Raw genomic sequence first — 18,341 nt, forward strand, 5'->3', positions numbered from 1 at the left:
CCGCCAATGAAACCAAAGCTGCTGACCACGCTGCAAGGCTATGACCGCTCCGCCTTCGTGCATGATGCGCTGGCGGGCACAACCGTGGCGCTGGTGGCGCTGCCACTCAGCATTGCCATCGCCATTGCCTCGGGCGCTCCACCCGCGGCGGGCATCATCACCGCCATCGTCGGCGGCCTGCTGATATCGCTGCTTGGTGGCAGCCGGGTGCAGATCGGCGGACCGACCGGGGCGTTTATCGTGCTGGTCTACAGCGTGATTGCAAATCACGGATACGACGGGCTGGTGGTGGCCACCGGCATGTGTGGCGCGATCCTGGTGATCGCGGCGCTGTTCAAGGCCGGGCGCCTGGTTGCGCTGGTGCCCGAACCGGTGATCGACGGCTTCACCATCGGCATCGCCATCGTCATCGCGGTCAGCCAGCTGAAGGACTTCCTGGGCCTCGACACCGGCACGCTGCCGGCCGATTTCATGGAGAAACTGCCGCAATTGTGGGGCGCGCGCGGATCATTCGATCTCGCGGCGGCACTGATTGGCCTGGCCACGATCATCGCCATTGTCGCCTTGCGCAAACTGTCTGCGCGCCTGCCCGGCTCGATTATCGCGGTGGGAGCGGCCTCGCTGGCGGTCGCCATGTTCGCCATGCCGGTGGACACGGTATCGGGCACCTATGGCGCGCTGCCCCACGGCCTGCCGATGCCGCGCCTGCCCGATGCCAATTGGGCAATGGTGGTGGAGCTGTTCCCCTCCGCGCTGGCGATCGCCTTTCTGGCAGGGATCGAATCGCTGCTGTCGGCCAAGGTGGCCGACCGGATGGTGCAGGGGTCCTACCGCCCGCGCGCGGAACTGATGGCGCAGGGCGCGGCCAATCTCGCCACGTCCCTGTTCGGCGGACTGCCCGCCACCGGCGCGATTGCGCGCACCGCCACCAATGTCCGCGCGGGCGGGCGCACGCCGGTGGCAGGCATCGTCCATGCGCTGGTGATCTGGGCGCTGGTCTCTCTGGCCGCGCCGCTGGCAGGCGCGATGGTGCTGCCTGCGCTGGCCGGGCTGCTGATCCTCACCGCATGGTCCATGGCAGAGCCGCACCGCTGGGGTGAGCGACTGAGCATGCCGCGCAGCGATATATTGCTGATGGCGCTGACCGCCGTGCTGACGGTGATGGTCGACCTGACCGTGGCCATCGCCACCGGCACCATCATCGGCCTGGCGCTGCGCCTGCGCGAACGGCCGGTGGCCAATCCGGACGCCTGATTGCGTCCCCTATTGCGTCCCCTCTGGCCCTTGCCGCCTTGTCGTGGCATCTCAGCGGAAAATTGGGAGAGAGAACCACATGGCCAGCAAGTACGAGACCGAAGTCTATAACTGCATGAACCCCACGCTCGACCTGCTCGAGAAGACCACCAACCCGCATCACCGCGCGATCCTGAAGAACTATTGCCGCCACGTGCATCTGGAAGGCGCGGCCATGTTCGAGGAGATCACCGCGCCCGACATGATGGCCGACGATCCGGTCTATCACATCACCTGGGGCGACAGCCCGTTTCAGGTCAAGGGCCGCAAGGGCGTGTTCGATTTCTACTCCAGCATCGGCGATATCGTGCTGTGGAATTCGGGCGATCTGGTGGCCGTGGCCGACTGGGGCATTGCCGACGAGATGTGGTTCCACCAGATGTCCACCGGGGCCGAACTGAAGAAGCTGGGCCACAAGGTGGACAAGGATGACGGCCTGTACCTGGTCGATTCGCTGCAGGCCTTCATCTGGCCCTATGACGAGAACGCGCTGCTGAAGGGCGAGCATCTGTATGAGGACAAATCCACCCTCACCATCCGCGAGATCGATCCCGCCGATTACATGACGCCCGAGCGCGTGCGCGAGATCCACAAGGAATGCCTCGCCGATCTGGAAGAGCGCTGGGGCGCGAAATACTGGGTCTGGAAGGCCTGACCTAGGGGGCGAACTTCGGAGGCAGACTTCGGAGGCTGGCTTTGCGGGTTGGCGGAACGAACGGACCGCCCATCCGCAAGACAATTGCTTTAGCGTCATGGCCGGTTAGATTGCCCGCCAAGGGAGAAACAAGGATGCGTTTGAAATTTGCCGCGCTGGCACTGGCCGGATCGCTGATGGCGGGATCGATGGCGACCGCTGCCCATGCAAACCACCATGAGGGCGGCATGTGGGTGGCCAGCTGGACCGCTTCCCCGCATGCGCCGCTGGGAGGGGAAGGCCCGTTTGCCGCCGCATCCTATGATGACGTCACGATCAGCCAGATCCTGCGCGTGTCCGAAGGCGGAGAGAATATCCGCGTGCGCTTCTCCAACCGCTATGGCCAGCAGCCGCTGCACATCGGGCAGGCGCGCGTGGTGCTGATCGATGATGACAATAACGAGATTGCAGGCACCAGCCGCGCGCTGACCTTTGGCGGGGAAGCCTCCGCCGTAATTCCGCGCGGCGCACCCTTCGCCACCGATGCGGTGGCGCTCAACGTGCCCGATCTGGCGCGGATGAAGGTGGAGTTCTACCTGCCCGACGATACCGGACCGTGCACCTGCCACCTGACCGGCACGGATACGCTGGCGGTCTCTCCTACGGGCAACCATGTGGGGCAGAGCTGGGAGCCGGTTTCCACCGCCAACCACCGCGCCTTCCTGTCCGTGGTGGAGCTGGAATCGGCCGATGCGCTGGGTACGATCGTGGCCTTTGGCGATTCGATTACCGATGGCGTGGGATCGACCCCGGGCGCCAATCGCCGCTGGCCGGACATCCTCGCCAATCGCCTGCAGGACGCGGGGCTGGAATATGCCGTTGCCAATGCCGCGATCAGTGGCAACCGCGTGCTCAGTCCCGGCATGGGCGAAAGCGCGCTGGCCCGCTTTGACGAGGACGTGCTGAGCCTGCCCAATGTCGAATATCTGATCATCTTCGAAGGCGTGAACGACATCGGCAACCGCTATGGACCGCAGCGCGGCGGCGTGGGCGGACTGACCATAGACCAGCCGCAGATCGACGTGCCGCAGATGATTGCCGGTTTCCGCCAGCTGATCGCCCGCGCGCATGAAAAGGGCATCAAGGTCATCGGCTCGCCGATCGGCCCGTACAAGGGCGCCAGCTACTGGACCGAAGAGGGAGAGGCCGCGCGCCAGGCGATCAACAGCTGGATCCTCAATTCCGGTGAATTCGACGCCACCGTGCGGATCGATACCGCCTTTGCCGATCCGGCTGATCCTGCCGCCATGCGCGATGGCTATCACATGGGCGATTTCCTGCACGGCTCCGACGCCGGATTGCAGGCCGTGGGTGAAAGCATCGACCTGTCGCTGTTCGCCGCCGAATAGGCTTTTAGCGCTGGATAATTCGGGCGGGCGGGTTCTCGCGCACGGCGGGCCACTCTAGGCTGCCCGCCGTGCACACCCAGATTGAAATAGGCAGGGATTCGGCGGGGCAGGCGGTTCCGATCGACATAGAGGAGCTGCTCGCCACGCGCCTGCTGGTGCAGGGCAACAGCGGGTCGGGCAAATCGCATCTGCTGCGCCGCCTGCTGGAACAATGCGCCGGGATGGTGCAGCAGGTGGTGATCGATCCGGAAGGCGATTTCGTCAGCCTGGCCGATCATTTCGGCCATATCGTGATCGAAGGCGGCAGCTATTCCCCGCGGGAGATAGAGGCACTGGCCGGCCGCATTCGCCAGCACCGCGCCTCTGTCGTGCTCTCGCTCGACGATCTTGAGGTGGAACAGCAGATCCGCTGCGCCGCGCAGTTCCTGACCGCCCTGTTCGATGCCCCGCGGGAGCACTGGTTCCCCGCGCTGGTGGTGGTGGACGAGGCGCAGATGTTCGCCCCTTCGGTGGCGGGCGAGATTGCCGAGGACACACGGCGCATGACGCTGTCCGCCATGACCAACCTGATGTGCCGCGGGCGCAAGCGCGGGCTGGCCGGAATTGTCGCCACCCAGCGGCTGGCCAAGCTGGCCAAGAACGTGGCGGCAGAGGCGTCCAACTTCCTGATGGGGCGCACCTTCCTGGATATCGACATGCAGCGCGCGGCGGACCTGCTGGGCATGGACCGGCGGCAGGCGGAGCGTATCCGCGATCTGGAACGCGGGCATTTCCTTGGCCTTGGTCCGGCGATCAGCCGCCGTCCGGTAGCGGTCAGAATCGGTTCGGTCCAGTCGGGCGGGAAGAGCGATACCACCGGCCTGATGCCACTGCCCGATGCGCCAAGCGAAGGGATGGAAGCCCTGCTCCACGCCGAACTGGCGCAGCAGGCGGCAGAACCGGTTCCCGCGCGGCAGGTGTCACCGCCGCCGCCCAGGCCCGCAGCCGATCTGGAACAGGCGATATCCAGCTTTACCGCACCTGTGACCGTGCCTGAAACCAGCGCTGAAGAGCGGGCCAAAGTTGTGGAAAAACCGGCCAGCGAGACGCCCGCCATCCCGCTGGACGACCAGCACGACAGCTCGCCCGCGGCCGGTGCGAATCACGATCTGGACAGCATCCTGCGGGAGATGGCGGCAGAGGATGGCGCGACATTCCAGCCTGCCGCCAGCCTGTTTCGCACCTTCGCCATCCGCTGCCGCCAGCGCGGCGTTGCATCATCGCATGTCGACATGGTCATTTTCCGCCGTCTGTTCGCCATTGCCTGCGCCGGTCTGGAGCGGCTGGATGACAGCCAGCGTGAAGCGGTGGAGCGACTGGCGCAGGGCGTGGAGGATGATGTGCTAGCACCTTATCTGGCCATCGCCGTGGCCGCCGCGCAGGGGCTTTCCGCGCCCGACGAAGGCGAGCTGGCGCGCGTCTATGGCAGCACATCGCCGGGGCGCATCCGCCGCCTGCTCGACCATCTGGAACGCACCGGCCTGATCGTGGTGCGCGAGGATTTTGGCGGCGACCGGACAATCACCGTGCCGGGGCTGGAGCAATTCGCCGACGTGCGCTGAGAGCGGTCTGAAGCCTAGCTTTCAGGTTCCAGCGGCCAGACCTTGCGGTCCATGTGCAGCGGATCGGAATTCCTCACATATTCGCCCGCGGCATAGGTGCGGCCGATCAGCTTCATCGCCGGATTATCGATCCGCAGCCGTCCGTCCTCATCGCCAAGAAAGCGATCGGCGATATGGGTCACCAGCACTTCCCCGATCACGATGGCAGCGCCGGGGCCGGTTTCGACCAGCTTCCACAGGCGGCATTCGAACTGCGCGGGTGCATCGGCGATCAGCGGGGCGGAAATGCAGGTGGCGGGCATCGTCGGCAGCTTTGCCAGCGCCAGCTCATCCTCTCCCGGCGGAGCATTGATGGCGGTGACATTCATCGCCTGCGCATGCGCCTCGTCCACCAGCGCCACGGCGAATTCACCCGTCTCGCGAATGGCGCGCAGGCTGTCCTTCTCGCTCACGCCCGGGCGCTGGGAATCGGGCGCCATGCCGATGGCCAGCAGCGGCGGCGTTCCGCCCATGGCGTTGAAGAAGCTGTAGGGCGCGGCATTGCAGCGCCCCTGGCCATCGCGCGTCAGCACCCATGCTATGGGGCGCGGGGTAATGGTGTTGACCAGCAGCTTGTACCGCTCGGCCGGGCCAAGATCGTCCATAGTGAATTGCATGGCACCCTACTTGGGGCCACCATGCGCGCGGTGCAATGGTGCAATGCCATTGCCGCAGCTCCGTATCATTTGTAACGACTGCCGCCAAAGGAGAATCCCCCATGCGTATCGGATGCCCGCGCGAGATCAAGAACCGTGAATACCGCGTTGGCCTGACGCCAGAAAGCGCCAAGGAACTGGTGGCTCACGGCCATCAGGTGTGGATCGAAAGCCACGCCGGAATGGGCATTGGCGCGACCGATGCCGAATACCGCGCCGCCGGGGCGACCATTGTTGATGGCCCCGGTCCGATCTTTGCCGAATGCGACATGGTGGTGAAGGTCAAGGAACCGCAGGCCGAAGAACGCGCGCAGCTGCGCGAAGGGCAGATCCTCTACACCTATCTCCACCTCGCGCCCGATCCCGACCAGACTGCGGATCTGATAAAATCAGGCGTGATCGCCATCGCCTATGAAACGGTGACGAGCAAGGAAGGCGGCCTGCCGCTGCTCAAGCCGATGAGCCAGGTGGCCGGACGCATGAGCATTCATGCAGGTGCCAATGCGCTGGAGAAAATCCACGGCGGTCGCGGCGTACTGATCGGCGGCGTTCCGGGCGTGATGCCTGCCAATGTGGTGATCATCGGCGGCGGTGTGGTGGGCTTCAACGCCGCGCAGATGTCTGCCGGAATGGGCGGCCTCACCACCATTCTGGACCGCGATCCCGAAGTGCTGGAGCGCGTGGGCACCCATTTCGAATCGCGCGCCTGCACCCGCTTCTCCAATGAGGCGAACCTGCTGGATGCGGTGCGCAATGCCGATCTGGTGATTGGCGCAGTGCTGATCCCCGGTGCCGCAGCCCCCAAGCTGGTGACGCGAGCCATGCTGGGGGAAATGCGGCCCGGTGCAGTGCTGGTGGATGTGGCGATCGATCAGGGCGGCTGCTTTGAAACCAGCCATGCCACCACGCATGACGATCCGACCTATATCGTTGATGACATCGTCCATTACTGCGTGGCCAACATGCCCGGAGCAGTCGCGCGCACCAGCACCTATGCGCTCAACAATGTCACCCTGCCCCATGCCTTGCGGATTGCCGATCTGGGCTGGCGTGAGGCGATGCGCGCCGATCCGCATCTGGCGCAGGGCCTCAACATCCATGCCGGCCGCGTGACCTATGGTGCCGTCGCCCGCGAACTGGGTCATGACCTGCTCGAACTGGCCGAGGTGCTCGCCTGACTTTTTGTTGCCCGGGTTAACGACCCCCTAAGCACCCTTCACTAGGGTGCGGGTAATGTTTGGCGGGAGATCATGGGGCCTGTTCCTGCACGTGGCCATTTTGGTGTTGGCAATTTTCCTGCCAGCGCAACTTCTCGCCGCGTCTCCTGCACCGGGATCGCCCGCCCAACATGATGCCCGGCACGATCATTGCGTGGCCAGCGGATCGTCGCAGGCCAGCTTTCAGGATGCGGTGCGCACGGCCCGGTGGGAATGCGAGGACAAGTCCTATTCGCTGGTCCCCGGTCGCACACTGCTGAAATTCGATCTCGACCCGCAGGCCGAACAGCCGCGCTTCCTGATCACCCGCCGGACCCAGCTATCCCGGCTGCAGATCCAGGTGATCGACAGCGACGGATCGCGCCGCGATGTCAGCTATCGCTATGACGAGATGCAGCCCGCCATGGCCGGCGGATTCATCAAGGCCCGCCTGCCTGCCCTTACCGATTCATCCCGCCAGGTGATCGTCGGGATGGACGAGGTGACCAGCCTGATGACGCTGCAACAGGCCTATCTTGCGCCCGGGGATCCGGGCGACAACGAGGCCGGGCACGATTTGCTGCTGCTTCTGGCCGCGCTGTGCGGCATGCTGCTGATGCCGCTGCTGTTCAACGCCGCGTTCTACCGCGTGCTGCGCGAACCGTTTGTGTTGTGGCACACCGCGCTGACCATTTCGCTGATGCTGACGATCATCGTCAATTCGGGCCTGTCGATGCATATGGTTGCCCTGTCCCTGTCCGATCTGAGCCGGATGACGACGATTGTATTTGGCCTGTCGGTGGCCGCCGGCGGCATGTTCGCGCATAGTTTTATCGAGGCGGACAGGCTCAATCCGGTCATTCGCAAGGCGCTACCCTGGGCGGCGCTGGCATCATTGCTGATCAGCTTTGCCCATGCCAATTTCCCGTTTGTGCTGCGCCCGTGGCAATCGGGGATCTATTACCTGTGCTATCTGCCGATCCTGATCCTGTATATCAGCGTGCTGGTGGATGCGCTGCGCCGGGGAAGCCGCGCCGCGCGCTTTCAGCTGGTGGGCTGGCTGCCGCTTCTGGGGGTCGGGATCATCCGGATTGTCAGCCAGTTCGCACCCGGACTGGAACCGACCGATGCGATGACGCTGTTCTATGTGGGCTGCGTGTTCGAGGTTCTGGCCACCACGCTGGGTGTGACCGACCGCTTCATGGCGCTGAAGGACCAGCGCGACCGCGCCCGCACCGAAGCGCAGATGCTGGAGCGATTGTCCGAACGCGATACGCTGACCGGCCTGTATAACCGCCGCGTGCTGGAGGAGCGTTTTGCCGCGCTGCGGGCAGAGGGCTTTACCACGCTGGCTCTGCTCGACCTCGATGATTTCAAGTCCATCAACGACACCTTCGGCCACGGGGTGGGCGACGATGTGCTGCGCACGGTGGCCAAGGCGATGGAGCCCGATGCCGATACGATTGTGGTCAGGATGGGCGGCGAGGAATTCGCCCTGCTGCTGCGCGGCCGCAATGCTCACGCCCGTGCCGAGCTGCGCCGTACCGCCCTGACCAGAATCGTGGCCAGAGACGTGGCCGTCGATCGGCCCGTGACCGCCAGCATGGGGGTTATCGAAGTGCCCATCGATGCCATGCCCGATGCCAAATTCGATACGCTGTACCGGCGCGCCGATGTCTTGCTTTATGAAGCCAAGGCAGCGGGCCGCAACAAGATGCTGATGGAACGCATTCAGGCCTTCAAACATGGCCACCCGCCGCAACCCGGTCGCCGCGCAGCCTAGGCGTTACGCGCCCTCGTCCTCGGAGGTCATGAAAGGTGCCGCCACTTCGCGCGGCACGCGCATCAGGCGGCCCGTCTCACGCTCCACCATCGCCCATGTGGTCTTGGCCCGCACGATCACCTTGCCCGCCGCATTGGTGAAGGTCATGTGCCGGTCAAAGCGCGCGCCCGATGGGCCTTCGCGGATTTCGGTCAGCGCGGTCACCTTGTCGCCCTCGCGGATGTTGCCGCGGTAATCGATCTCGTGCCGGGTCACCACCCAGGCATAGGCGGCGACATGCTCGGGATCGCCATCACGTGTCCAGTGGGCGGTGGCGACTTCTTCCATCCACTTCACCCACACGGTGTTGTTGACGTGGCCGTTGGCATCAATGTCTTCCGCCGTGGCGATGAACTTCATCGTGAAACTGTTGCTCATGGCGGCGCCTATTCCTCGATGCCCAGTTGCCACAGGATGAATGCAGCCTCCTCGGCATCTTCGCGCAGGCCTTCGAAGCGGCCCGATTTGCCCGCATGGCCAGCGCCCATATTGGTCTTGAGCAGCAGGATGTTGTCATCGGTCTTCAGCTCACGCAGCTTGGCCACCCACTTGGCCGGCTCCCAATAGGTGACGCGCGGATCGTTGAGACCGGCGGTCACCAGCATTGGCGGATAGTCATGCGCCACCACCTGATCATAGGGCGAATAGCTGAGGATGTGGGTGAAGGCCGCCTTGCTGGTGATCGGGTTGCCCCATTCCGGCCATTCGCCCGGCGTCAGCGGCAGGCTGTCATCCAGCATGGTGGAAAGCACGTCCACGAACGGCACGCCCGCCACCACCGCGCCGAACAGTTCGGGCGCCTGGTTGACCACCGCGCCCATCAGCTCGCCGCCAGCCGAACGGCCCGCCGCGCTGATCTGGCCTTCGCTGGTATAGCCCCGCGCGATCAGCCCGCGCGCCACATCGACGAAATCGTTGAAGGTGTTGGTGCGCTGTTCGGTCTTGCCTTGCAGATACCAGTTGCGCCCCAGATCATCGCCGCCGCGAATATGGGCGATGGCATAGGCCATGCCGCGATCGACATAGGTGAAGCGCGTGGTCGAAAAGCCCGGGTCCACGGCATAGCCATAGGCGCCATAGGCATACAGGTGCAGCGGCCCGCCCCGGACGCTCTGCCCGTCTGCGCCGTCCTGCGCCATCGGGCGGTCCTTGCGATAGACGATGGAGACCGGGATCATGGCCCCGTCGCGCGCGGGAATGCTCAGCCGCTCGACCGTGTAGAGCGAAGGATCGAAGCCCGAGGGGATCTCCAGCACCTTGAGCGTTTCCAGCGTGCCGGTGGCGACATGGTAGTCATAGACGGTGTCCGGCGTGATCGGCGATTCATAGCCGATGCGGATCGTGTCCATCGCCCATTCGGGATTATCGCCCAGCCCCGCCGCATAGGCCGGTTCGGGAAAGGTGATGGTCTCCATCGCGGCGGGATTGTCGTAATAGCGGATCTGGATCTGGTCGAGCCCGGCCAGCCGCCCTTCGGTGACGTAGAAATCACGAAACAGCGTGAACCCGGTGAGGTAGAAGTCGTCCGATCCTTCGATCAGCGTCGTCCAGTTGGCGGGGTCTGCCAGCGGCGCGGTGGCCAGGCGGAAGTTCACATGCGTGTCATTGGTCCAGATGTACAACGTGTCTTCGCGCACATCGACGCCGTATTCCACGCCGGTCTGGCGCGCGCGCACCAGCACGGGCGTTGCCATCGGATCGGAAGCCGGGATCAGATAGACCTCGGACGTTTCATTGTCGCCCACCGCCATGATCAGCCATTGCTCATTGGCGGATAGGCCAGCCGATACGGTGAAGCCGATATCGCCTTCGTGATAGATCTCCACATCCTCGGCCGCATCGCTGCCGATGCGGTGCACGCGGACATTGTCGACACGCCAGTTGTCATTGGCCACGCCATACACCAGCATGGTGTCATTGGCGGCCCAGATCAGGTCGGTGTTGGTGCCCTCGATCACGTCTGGCAGCAGTTCGCCCGTCTCCAGGTCCTTGATCCGCACGGTGAAACGTTCGGCCCCGGTGGTATCGGTGGAATAGGCGACATAGCGGCCATTCTTGCTGACCGAGATATCCTCCAGGCTCAGATAGTCATGGCCCTTGGCCAGCTCGGTCACGTCAAGGTAGAGCTGCGCCTCGCCGCCAGCCACCGGGCGGCGATAATATTTGCGATATTCCGCGCCTTCCTCGAACTCGGACCAGTACAGATAGTCGCCATCCTTCTGCGGCACGGAGGAATCGGCTTCCTTGATCCGCCCGCGCATCTCGGCCAGCAGATTGTCCACCAGCGGCTGGTGCGGCCCCATCTGCGCTTCGTACCAGGCGTTCTCGGCGCGCACATAGGCCAGCACGTCCTCATCATCGATGACCGGGTATGATGCGTCCTTCAGCCAGTGATAGGGATCGGAAATGGTGATCCCGTGATAGCTGTATTCATAGGGGCGCTGCTCCGCGACCGGAGGACCGTTGGGAATGGAATGGCTCACGCTGTTAGACTCACCTGATTGCGCCGTTGCAGGGATGGCGCCCGCACAAAGCAGGGCGGCAGCGGCAATACTGAAAAGCTTGTTCGTCACTAGAGGGCGTTCCTTGGCAGGACCGGGCGCGGCTGGAAAGCCTGCAACACAGGGCCTATGTTTGCAGAGAGGGTATGCTACCATACCTAGTTACAGTTGTTATCGGAATCAAATGCCATGTTGATGCAGACCCATGAAGCCCGACTTTCGGCCCTGCGTGAGGAGCTTTCCCGCCGCGACCTGGCAGGATTCGTCGTCCCGCTCAGCGATGAGCATCTGTCCGAATATGTCGGCGCCTATGCCCAGCGCCTCGCGTGGCTGACGGGTTTTGGCGGATCGGCCGGCAGCGTGGCGGTGCTAAAGGACAAGGCGGCGATCTTCGTCGATGGCCGCTACACGCTGCAAGTGCGCGATCAGGTGGACGGCAAGCTGTACGAATACAAATCCGTGCCCGAGGATTCGATGGCCGACTGGCTGGCGCAAAATGCCCCCAAGGGCGCGCGGATCGGCTTTGATCCGTGGCTGCACACGCGCAGCTGGGCCAAGGATGCGCGTGAGAAGCTGGAAAAGGCCGGGGCGCAGCTGGTCGCGGTCGCTGCCAATCCCATCGATGCGGTGTGGCAGGACCAGCCCGAACCATCAGCCGCGCCCGCCTTCCTGCAGGATGAGGCACTGGCGGGCCGGTCCAGCGCAGACAAGCGCGGCGCAATTGCCGAATGGCTGAAGGCCGAATCGGTTGATGGGGTGGTCATTTCCGCGCTCGATTCGGTCGCCTGGGTGCTCAATATCCGTGGCAGCGATGTGGAACGCACGCCGGTGGCGCTGTCTTACCTCACCATCCATGCAGACGGCACGGCGGACTGGTTCATCGCGCCCGGCAAGGTCCCCGCAGACGTGGCCGCCGCGCTGGGCAATGCCGTGCGCATCCGCGACCGCGCGCAGTTTGAAGCATCGCTGGGCGAATTTTCCGGCAAGACCGTTTCCAGCGATCCGGCCCGCTCCGTCGCCGCCATTTTCGATGCGCTGGAGGCGGGCGGGGCAAAGGTCGTCACCCATACCGACCCTGCCGTCCTGCCCAAGGCGGTGAAGACCAAGGCGGAGCAGGATGGCCACCGTGCGGCGCAGCGGCGCGACGGGGCAGCGGTTTCCAATTTCCTCCACTGGCTGAGCGTGGAAGGCCCGCGCGGCACGGTGGACGAGCTGTCTGCAGCGGCAAGATTGCAGGCCTGCCGCGAGGCTTGCGGCGACCTGCGCGATCTCTCCTTCGATACGATATCGGGCGCAGGCCCCAATGGCGCCATCGTGCACTACCGCGTGAGCGAGGAGACCAACTGCACACTGGAGCCGAACAGCGTCTATCTGGTGGACAGCGGCGGCCAGTATCCTGACGGCACCACCGATATCACCCGCACTGTGTGGATCGGCCCCGATGCCCCGCCCGCGCAGGTGAAGGACCGCTATACGCGCGTGCTAAAGGGCCATATCTGCCTGGCGATGCAGACCTTCCCCAAGGGCACGCTCGGCTCGCAGCTGGATACACTGGCGCGGCAATATCTGTGGGAGGCGGGCATCGACTATGCCCACGGCACCGGCCACGGCGTGGGCAGCTTTCTGGCGGTGCACGAAGGCCCGCAGCGCATTGCCAAGCCGCGCGGCGGACAGGCTGGCGGTGAACAGGAATTGCTGCCCGGAATGTTTCTCTCCAACGAACCGGGATATTACAAGACCGGCGCATACGGCATCAGGATCGAGAATCTGGTGCTGGTGGAAGAACGCCGGATCGATGGCGCGGAGGGGGACTGGCTGGGCTTTGAAACGCTGACGCTGGCCCCCATCGATGCCACTCTGGTGGACAGGGCGCTGCTGAGCGAGGCCGAAATCGCCTGGTGGAACGCCTATCACGCGCGCGTTCACGAAGTGGTGGCGCCGCAGCTGACAGGTGAGGCACTGGCGTGGCTGGACGCTGCCTGCAGGCCAATATAGACCTGTCCCGAAGAGGAGAACATTATGCTTGGCTATGCCACGATGGGCACCAATGACCTTGCCAGGTCTGCCAAATTCTATGATGCGATCGCCGCCATCACCGGCGCAGGCCGCGTGTTTGAAACCGATCGCGTGGTAACCTGGGGCACGCCTGAAAAGGGCGCCATGATCGGTGTGATCAAGCCACATGACGAGCAGCCCGCAACCGGTGGCAATGGCACGATGTTTGGCCTGCCTGTCGAGAGCGAGGAGCAGGTCCAGCAAATCCATGCCCATGCGCTGGCCAATGGCGGCAGCGATGAAGGCCCTCCCGGTCCGCGCGGAGAGGCATTCTATGCCGCCTATTTCCGCGATCCTGATGGCAACAAGCTGGTCGCCTATGTCCCGCCCAAGGCCCCCTGAGGCGGCGGTCCGGCCTGCCAATATGAACGCCCGCTAAACCGGGGTTTGCGCGTGCATGAACACGGGTGGCTGAACGCGACAAATTGCGACACAAATGGCGAATGCGGGCAAATCGCTGCGACAATGCCACCCTAGAACGGACCCCATGAGCAATGGGGCGCCGGACTCCTCCTCCCCCCCCCTTCAAGACGGTGCCCCGTTGCTCTCCGAATAATCCTTTGAAGGAGAGAACGATGCGCAAGACCCTGACCCTCTCGCTTGCCGCCACCGCCCTGCTCGCAGCTGGCGCAGCCCATGCCCAGATGCCCGAGCGCGGACAGCGCGGCGCAGCGGAACTGACCCGCGAAGCCGTGCAGGAGCGTGCCACAAGCCAGTTTGAACGGCTCGACATCAACGATGATGGCGCGCTGAGCGAAGCGGACCGCGATGCCGCCCGGCAGGCCCGCTTTGCGCGGTTTGACACCGATGGCAACGGCATGATCGACATGAGCGAATTCGACTCTGCCCGCGAGAACCGCAAGGACATGCGCGAAGAGCGTATGGCAGCGCGCGAAGAGCGCCGCGGACCCGGCATTCGCGAACGCCGCATGGGCCGCGGCCCCGGTGATCGTGGACCAGGCAATGGCGGCCCCGGTATTGGCGGCCCGGGCGGTGAGCGCAGGGTGGCCGAAGCCGATATCGACAATAACGGCACCGTCACCCAGGCCGAATTCCTCAGCGCCGCATTGACCCGCTTCGACCGTGCCGATGCCGATTCCGATGGCAAGATTACACGCGAGGAACGCCGCAATGCCCGTCCCGACGGACGCCCGGAAGGTCGCCCCGATGGACGACGTGCACCGCGTGGATTTATCGGCTAAGCCCTTGTCCAAAGAGGGGCACAAGAACAGATGAGCGAACAGCCACCGATCAAATTGCTGCTGGTCGATGATGAAGCCAGCCTGCGCCAACCCCTGGCGGAATATCTTTCCCGTCAGGGGTTTGTCGTGCGTCAGGCCGCCGATGCATCCAAGGCGCGATCCGCGCTGATCGATGAGACGCCCGATCTCGTCCTGCTCGACATCATGATGCCGGGCGAGGATGGATTGTCGCTGTGCCGCCACCTGATCGAAGCGAAGAAACTGCCGGTGATCTTCCTCACCGCAAGGGGTGAGGCGACCGATCGCATCGTCGGGCTGGAAATCGGCGCCGATGACTATGTGGTCAAGCCGTTCGAACCGCGTGAGCTGGTGGCGCGCATCCGTTCTGTGCTGCGCCGCTCCGCCCGCCAGACCACGCCGCCCACAGTGGTGGATGCGCTGTATCAGTTCGAAGGCTGGGAGCTCGATCCGCTCAAGCGCAGGCTGAGCGATCCCGAAGGCACAGTGATCCCGATATCCTCTGCCGAATTCCGCCTTTTGTGCGCCTTCCTCGATCATCCGCGACAGGTGCTGGACCGTGATCGCCTGCTCGATATGGTGCAGGGGCGCGAGGCGCATCTGTTCGATCGTGCGGTGGACAATCAGGTCAGCCGCCTGCGCCGCAAGATGGAAGATGACAGCCGCGATCCCAGGCTGATCCAGACGGTGTGGGGCGGTGGTTACCGCCTTGCCGCAGACGTGCGCCGCGTGGCGCAGGAAGCCGAATAATGCGCCGCTTCCTGCCCCGCAGCCTGCTTGGCCAGATGTTGCTGTCCGTGGCGCTGGCGTTGCTGGCCGCGCAGACGCTTTCTGGCGTATTGCTGTTCCGCGCCGAACAGCAAAGACGCGAAAACGGATTGATCAATGCGCTGGCCTTCCAGCTAGTGGCCGATCCGCGCGTCGATTATCGCACCGGCAATGGCGATGCCGCCCATCCCGAAAGCCAGCGCCGCCGCCTGCGGATTGAACGCGTGCTGCAGTCTCCCATCATCACGGGTGAAATGCAGGATGAAGCGCGCGCGGAACGGCTGCGCGGCCTGCTGACCGATCAGGGCATAGAGATTCAGGATCTGGTGGTGCTGGCCCGCCCGGTGGCCAAGGACAGCTATATCATGCGCGGTCTTACCCGCATGCGCAGCCGCAACAATTTTGACAATCGCGATGGCTGGGACCCCCAGGGCGAAATGCTGCTGGCCGGGCTGAAACGCGCTGGTGAGGAAGAATGGCTGGTCGCCCGCGTACCGCTGCCCGGCGCAGAACCGCGCCGGTTCAGCGGGGTCATCCTGCAAACGCTGGTGCTGTATATCGTGCTGGTGGGCGGCCTCGCCTTCCTGCTGCGCCGCATCACCCGCCCGCTGGCTGCGCTGGCGGACAGGGTCGAGAAATTTGGCGAGACGCAGGAAATATCGGGCCAGCTGGAACCCTCCGGTCCGGAGGACATGCGCCGCCTGATCACCGCCCATAATGCGATGGAATCGCGCATCTCCGCCTTGCTGAGCGAGAAGGACGTGATGCTCGGCGCGATCGGGCATGACCTGAAGACCCCGCTGGCCGCATTGCGCGTGCGGATCGAGAGCGTGGAAGACGATACCGAGCGTGAGCGCATGGCCGCCAGCATCGAGGACATCACCAGATCGCTCGACGATATCCTCTCGCTGGCGCGCGTGGGCCGGCCCAGCGATCCGCTCGAACGCACGGAACTGTCCGCCCTCGTCGCCTCCGTGGTGGAGGAATATGAGGATATGGGCGATGACGTGGTGCTGGGCGATAGCTCACGCATGGCGCTGCGCCTGCGCGCCACGTGGATGCGCCGCGCACTGCGCAACCTGATCGGCAATTCGCTGCGCTATGGTGCAAAGCCGGTGGTCAGCGTGATGCGTGACGATGATCATGCGCTGGTGCGGATCGAGGACACTGGCCCGGGCATTCCCACCGGCGAGATATCGGCGATGATGGAACCGTTCACGCGCGGCGAGGCGTCGCGCAATCGCGAAACCGGCGGTGCAGGCCTTGGGCTGACACTGGCGCGCGCCATTGCCGAACAGCACGGCGGCACGCTGACGCTGGCCAACCGGCTGGACGATAGCGGCAAGGTCATCGGCCTGGTGGCCGAACTGCGCCTTCCTCTCGACTAACCTGCCTCTCGACTGAGAAGCGCGGGAAGGCGGCGTTCGCAGCCCGCCCCGGAGCCGCTCGCGCCGATCTCTAGCGCATCAGGCCGCCGATAAGATTGCGCACGAATCGCCCGGCGATCGATCCGCCGAATTCGGTGGCAATCGTGCCCGCCGCGCTGGTGGCGGCATTGCGCATCGGGTCAGACCGGCTGGTTCGGCCGGAAATCCTGGCGGCGATGATCGTGGCGGCGGAACTGGCGGCAGCGCCCATCGCGGCCTTGCCGGCCTTTTCCCACAGGGAAGTGGTCTTGCGGCTGCGCTTGCCCACTTCTTCTTCGCCCTTTTCCTCCACCTCCCTGGCGGTTTCGGCGGCATCGCTGGCCTTGGCCAGCAGCACTTCCTCGGCGCTTTCGCGGTCGATCTTCTGGTCATACTTGCCATCGACCGGGCTGACCGACTGGATGATCGCCCGTTCCTTGGCGTTGACCGGACCAAGCCGGCTGCGCGGCGGCTTGATCAGCGTGCGCTCCACGATGCTGGGCGCGCCGTCATCCATCAACGTGGACACCAGCGCCTCACCCACGCGCAATTGCGTGATCGCCTCTGCCACGTCGAGATCGGGATTGATGCGGAAGGTCTCGGCCGCGGCCTTGATCGCCCGCTGATCCTTGGGGGTGAAGGCGCGCAGCGCGTGCTGCACGCGGTTGCCCAGCTGGCCGGCCACTTCCTCGGGAATATCGATCGGGTTCTGCGTGACGAAGAACACGCCCACGCCCTTGGAACGGATCAGGCGCACGACCTGTTCGATCTTGTCCTCCAGCGCCTTGGGCGCATCGTCGAACAGCAGGTGAGCCTCGTCAAAGAAGAACACCAGCCTGGGCTTTTCGGGATCGCCAACCTCGGGCAGGCTTTCGAACAATTCGGCCAGCAGCCACAGCAGGAATGTGGCATACAGCTTGGGGCTGCGCATCAGTTTATCCGCCGCCAGCACGTTGATATAGCCGCGGCCCTGATCGTCGCTTTGCAGGAAATCGTCGATTTCCAACGCCGGCTCACCAAAGAACAGGTCTGCGCCCTGGCTTTCGAAACTCAGCAACTGGCGCTGGATCGCACCCACGCTGGCCTTGGTGACATTGCCGTATTCGCCGGAGATTTCCTTCGAATTCTCCGCCGCCCATGCCAGCACCGCCTGCAGATCCTCGAAATCGAGCAGCAGCAGCCCCTCGTCATCGGCATGGCGGAAGATGATCTGCAACACGCCTTCCTGCGTGTCGTTCAGGTCCAGCAGGCGCGACAGCAGCAGCGGCCCCATTTCGGAAACCGTGGTGCGGATGGGGTGGCCCTGTTCGCCGTACAGGTCCCAGAAGATCACCGGATTATCCGAATAGGCATAATCGTCCATGCCCAGTTCCCTGGCCCGGCCCTCCAGCTTGTCGGCGTGTTTGAACGTAGGCGATCCGGGCATGGAGATGCCCGAAAGGTCACCTTTCACATCGGCCACGAACACCGGTACGCCCTCGGCAGAGAAACTTTCCGCCAGCCCTTGCAAGGTCACCGTCTTGCCGGTGCCGGTGGCGCCCGCGATCAGTCCGTGGCGGTTGGCCCGCCCCAGGTTGAGCGACTGCGTTTCGCCGTCCAGGTCCTTGCCGATGAAGATGTCTGCCATGATGCGCCCGATTTCCCTTGGCCCGATTTGTCCCGAATATGTCTGCCCCATGCTTGGCGCAGGCACCTATTCGCGGTCAAGCAATAGACACACGGCAATTTGACGGTAGAGCGG

The 18,341-nt window shown here is 64.2% G+C and carries 15 protein-coding genes; 11 read left to right on the plus strand and 4 right to left on the minus strand.

The window, feature by feature from the left end; translation table 11 throughout:
• The first annotated feature begins 6 nt into the window (after positions 1-6).
• The 4 genes from GRI32_RS06385 to GRI32_RS06400 all read left to right on the plus strand — a co-directional run bounded on the left by GRI32_RS06385 (position 7) and on the right by GRI32_RS06400 (position 4,937).
• Positions 7-1,254 (plus strand): SulP family inorganic anion transporter, encoded by a 1,248-nt coding sequence (locus tag GRI32_RS06385; RefSeq protein ID WP_160590577.1) that lies wholly within the window; start codon positions 7-9, stop codon positions 1,252-1,254.
• 79 nt (positions 1,255-1,333) lie between these two features.
• Positions 1,334-1,948 carry a hypothetical protein gene (locus GRI32_RS06390; protein WP_160590578.1) on the plus strand — a complete coding sequence of 205 codons (615 nt, stop codon included), beginning with the start codon at positions 1,334-1,336 and terminating at the stop codon, positions 1,946-1,948.
• 134 nt (positions 1,949-2,082) lie between these two features.
• Positions 2,083-3,336, plus strand: coding sequence for an SGNH/GDSL hydrolase family protein (locus GRI32_RS06395; RefSeq protein WP_160590579.1), 1,254 nt, complete (start codon positions 2,083-2,085; stop codon positions 3,334-3,336).
• A gap of 68 nt (positions 3,337-3,404) precedes the next feature.
• Complete coding sequence (locus tag GRI32_RS06400) at positions 3,405-4,937, plus strand: helicase HerA domain-containing protein (RefSeq protein WP_160590580.1); 1,533 nt, start codon at positions 3,405-3,407, stop codon at positions 4,935-4,937.
• A 14-nt stretch (positions 4,938-4,951) separates the two neighbouring features.
• On the opposite strand, the gene GRI32_RS06405 is transcribed toward GRI32_RS06400, so the two are convergent.
• On the minus strand, positions 4,952-5,593 hold the full coding sequence (locus GRI32_RS06405; RefSeq protein ID WP_160590581.1) for a flavin reductase family protein: 642 nt from the start codon (positions 5,591-5,593) through the stop codon (positions 4,952-4,954).
• A gap of 101 nt (positions 5,594-5,694) precedes the next feature.
• Here GRI32_RS06405 and ald point away from each other — a divergent pair, with 101 nt between their 5' ends.
• Entirely contained in the window at positions 5,695-6,810 is a 1,116-nt protein-coding gene (ald, locus tag GRI32_RS06410) for an alanine dehydrogenase (RefSeq protein ID WP_160590582.1), read from the plus strand.
• Between the two features lie 55 nt (positions 6,811-6,865).
• Complete coding sequence (locus tag GRI32_RS06415) at positions 6,866-8,611, plus strand: sensor domain-containing diguanylate cyclase (protein ID WP_160590583.1); 1,746 nt, start codon at positions 6,866-6,868, stop codon at positions 8,609-8,611.
• A gap of 3 nt (positions 8,612-8,614) precedes the next feature.
• Here GRI32_RS06415 and GRI32_RS06420 read toward each other — a convergent pair whose 3' ends face one another.
• Positions 8,615-9,028 (minus strand): acyl-CoA thioesterase, encoded by a 414-nt coding sequence (locus tag GRI32_RS06420; protein ID WP_160590584.1) that lies wholly within the window; start codon positions 9,026-9,028, stop codon positions 8,615-8,617.
• Positions 9,029-9,036: 8 nt separating this feature from the next.
• Positions 9,037-11,133, minus strand: coding sequence for a S9 family peptidase (locus GRI32_RS06425; protein WP_337190172.1), 2,097 nt, complete (start codon positions 11,131-11,133; stop codon positions 9,037-9,039).
• A gap of 207 nt (positions 11,134-11,340) precedes the next feature.
• Here GRI32_RS06425 and GRI32_RS06430 point away from each other — a divergent pair, with 207 nt between their 5' ends.
• The 5 genes from GRI32_RS06430 to GRI32_RS06450 all read left to right on the plus strand — a co-directional run bounded on the left by GRI32_RS06430 (position 11,341) and on the right by GRI32_RS06450 (position 16,582).
• A complete protein-coding gene (locus tag GRI32_RS06430; protein ID WP_160590586.1) occupies positions 11,341-13,146 on the plus strand; it encodes an aminopeptidase P family protein in 1,806 nt (601 codons plus the stop codon).
• Positions 13,147-13,170: 24 nt separating this feature from the next.
• Positions 13,171-13,548: a VOC family protein gene (locus GRI32_RS06435; protein WP_160590587.1), complete on the plus strand. Its 378-nt coding sequence runs from the start codon at positions 13,171-13,173 to the stop codon at positions 13,546-13,548.
• Positions 13,549-13,781: 233 nt separating this feature from the next.
• The gene (locus tag GRI32_RS06440) at positions 13,782-14,408 is read left to right on the plus strand and encodes an EF-hand domain-containing protein (protein WP_160590588.1); all 627 of its coding nucleotides are present in this window, start codon (positions 13,782-13,784) and stop codon (positions 14,406-14,408) included.
• A 30-nt stretch (positions 14,409-14,438) separates the two neighbouring features.
• Positions 14,439-15,176 (plus strand): response regulator, encoded by a 738-nt coding sequence (locus tag GRI32_RS06445; RefSeq protein ID WP_160590589.1) that lies wholly within the window; start codon positions 14,439-14,441, stop codon positions 15,174-15,176.
• Positions 15,176-16,582, plus strand: a complete 1,407-nt coding sequence (locus GRI32_RS06450; RefSeq protein WP_160590590.1) for an ATP-binding protein — start codon at positions 15,176-15,178, stop codon at positions 16,580-16,582. The genes GRI32_RS06445 and GRI32_RS06450 overlap by 1 nt, the downstream gene beginning before the upstream one ends.
• Positions 16,583-16,652: 70 nt before the next feature.
• Here GRI32_RS06450 and GRI32_RS06455 read toward each other — a convergent pair whose 3' ends face one another.
• On the minus strand, positions 16,653-18,227 hold the full coding sequence (locus tag GRI32_RS06455; protein ID WP_160590591.1) for a helicase HerA-like domain-containing protein: 1,575 nt from the start codon (positions 18,225-18,227) through the stop codon (positions 16,653-16,655).
• Positions 18,228-18,341 lie beyond the last annotated feature (114 nt).

The sequence above is a fragment of the Alteraurantiacibacter aestuarii genome (assembly GCF_009827405.1).
Lineage (GTDB): Bacteria > Pseudomonadota > Alphaproteobacteria > Sphingomonadales > Sphingomonadaceae > Alteraurantiacibacter > Alteraurantiacibacter aestuarii.

What these genes read in the sequence shown, in the direction of transcription:
- GRI32_RS06385 (WP_160590577.1), top strand. Translation starts at nt 7, where the DNA reads ATGAAACCAAAGCTGCTGACCACGCTGCAAGGCTATGACCGCTCCGCC.
- GRI32_RS06390 (WP_160590578.1), top strand. Translation starts at nt 1,334, where the DNA reads ATGGCCAGCAAGTACGAGACCGAAGTCTATAACTGCATGAACCCCACG.
- GRI32_RS06395 (WP_160590579.1), top strand. Translation starts at nt 2,083, where the DNA reads ATGCGTTTGAAATTTGCCGCGCTGGCACTGGCCGGATCGCTGATGGCG.
- GRI32_RS06405 (WP_160590581.1), bottom strand. Translation starts at nt 5,593, where the DNA reads ATGCAATTCACTATGGACGATCTTGGCCCGGCCGAGCGGTACAAGCTG.
- ald (WP_160590582.1), top strand. Translation starts at nt 5,695, where the DNA reads ATGCGTATCGGATGCCCGCGCGAGATCAAGAACCGTGAATACCGCGTT.
- GRI32_RS06415 (WP_160590583.1), top strand. Translation starts at nt 6,866, where the DNA reads ATGTTTGGCGGGAGATCATGGGGCCTGTTCCTGCACGTGGCCATTTTG.
- GRI32_RS06420 (WP_160590584.1), bottom strand. Translation starts at nt 9,028, where the DNA reads ATGAGCAACAGTTTCACGATGAAGTTCATCGCCACGGCGGAAGACATT.
- GRI32_RS06430 (WP_160590586.1), top strand. Translation starts at nt 11,341, where the DNA reads ATGTTGATGCAGACCCATGAAGCCCGACTTTCGGCCCTGCGTGAGGAG.
- GRI32_RS06435 (WP_160590587.1), top strand. Translation starts at nt 13,171, where the DNA reads ATGCTTGGCTATGCCACGATGGGCACCAATGACCTTGCCAGGTCTGCC.
- GRI32_RS06440 (WP_160590588.1), top strand. Translation starts at nt 13,782, where the DNA reads ATGCGCAAGACCCTGACCCTCTCGCTTGCCGCCACCGCCCTGCTCGCA.
- GRI32_RS06445 (WP_160590589.1), top strand. Translation starts at nt 14,439, where the DNA reads ATGAGCGAACAGCCACCGATCAAATTGCTGCTGGTCGATGATGAAGCC.
- GRI32_RS06450 (WP_160590590.1), top strand. Translation starts at nt 15,176, where the DNA reads ATGCGCCGCTTCCTGCCCCGCAGCCTGCTTGGCCAGATGTTGCTGTCC.
- GRI32_RS06455 (WP_160590591.1), bottom strand. Translation starts at nt 18,227, where the DNA reads ATGGCAGACATCTTCATCGGCAAGGACCTGGACGGCGAAACGCAGTCG.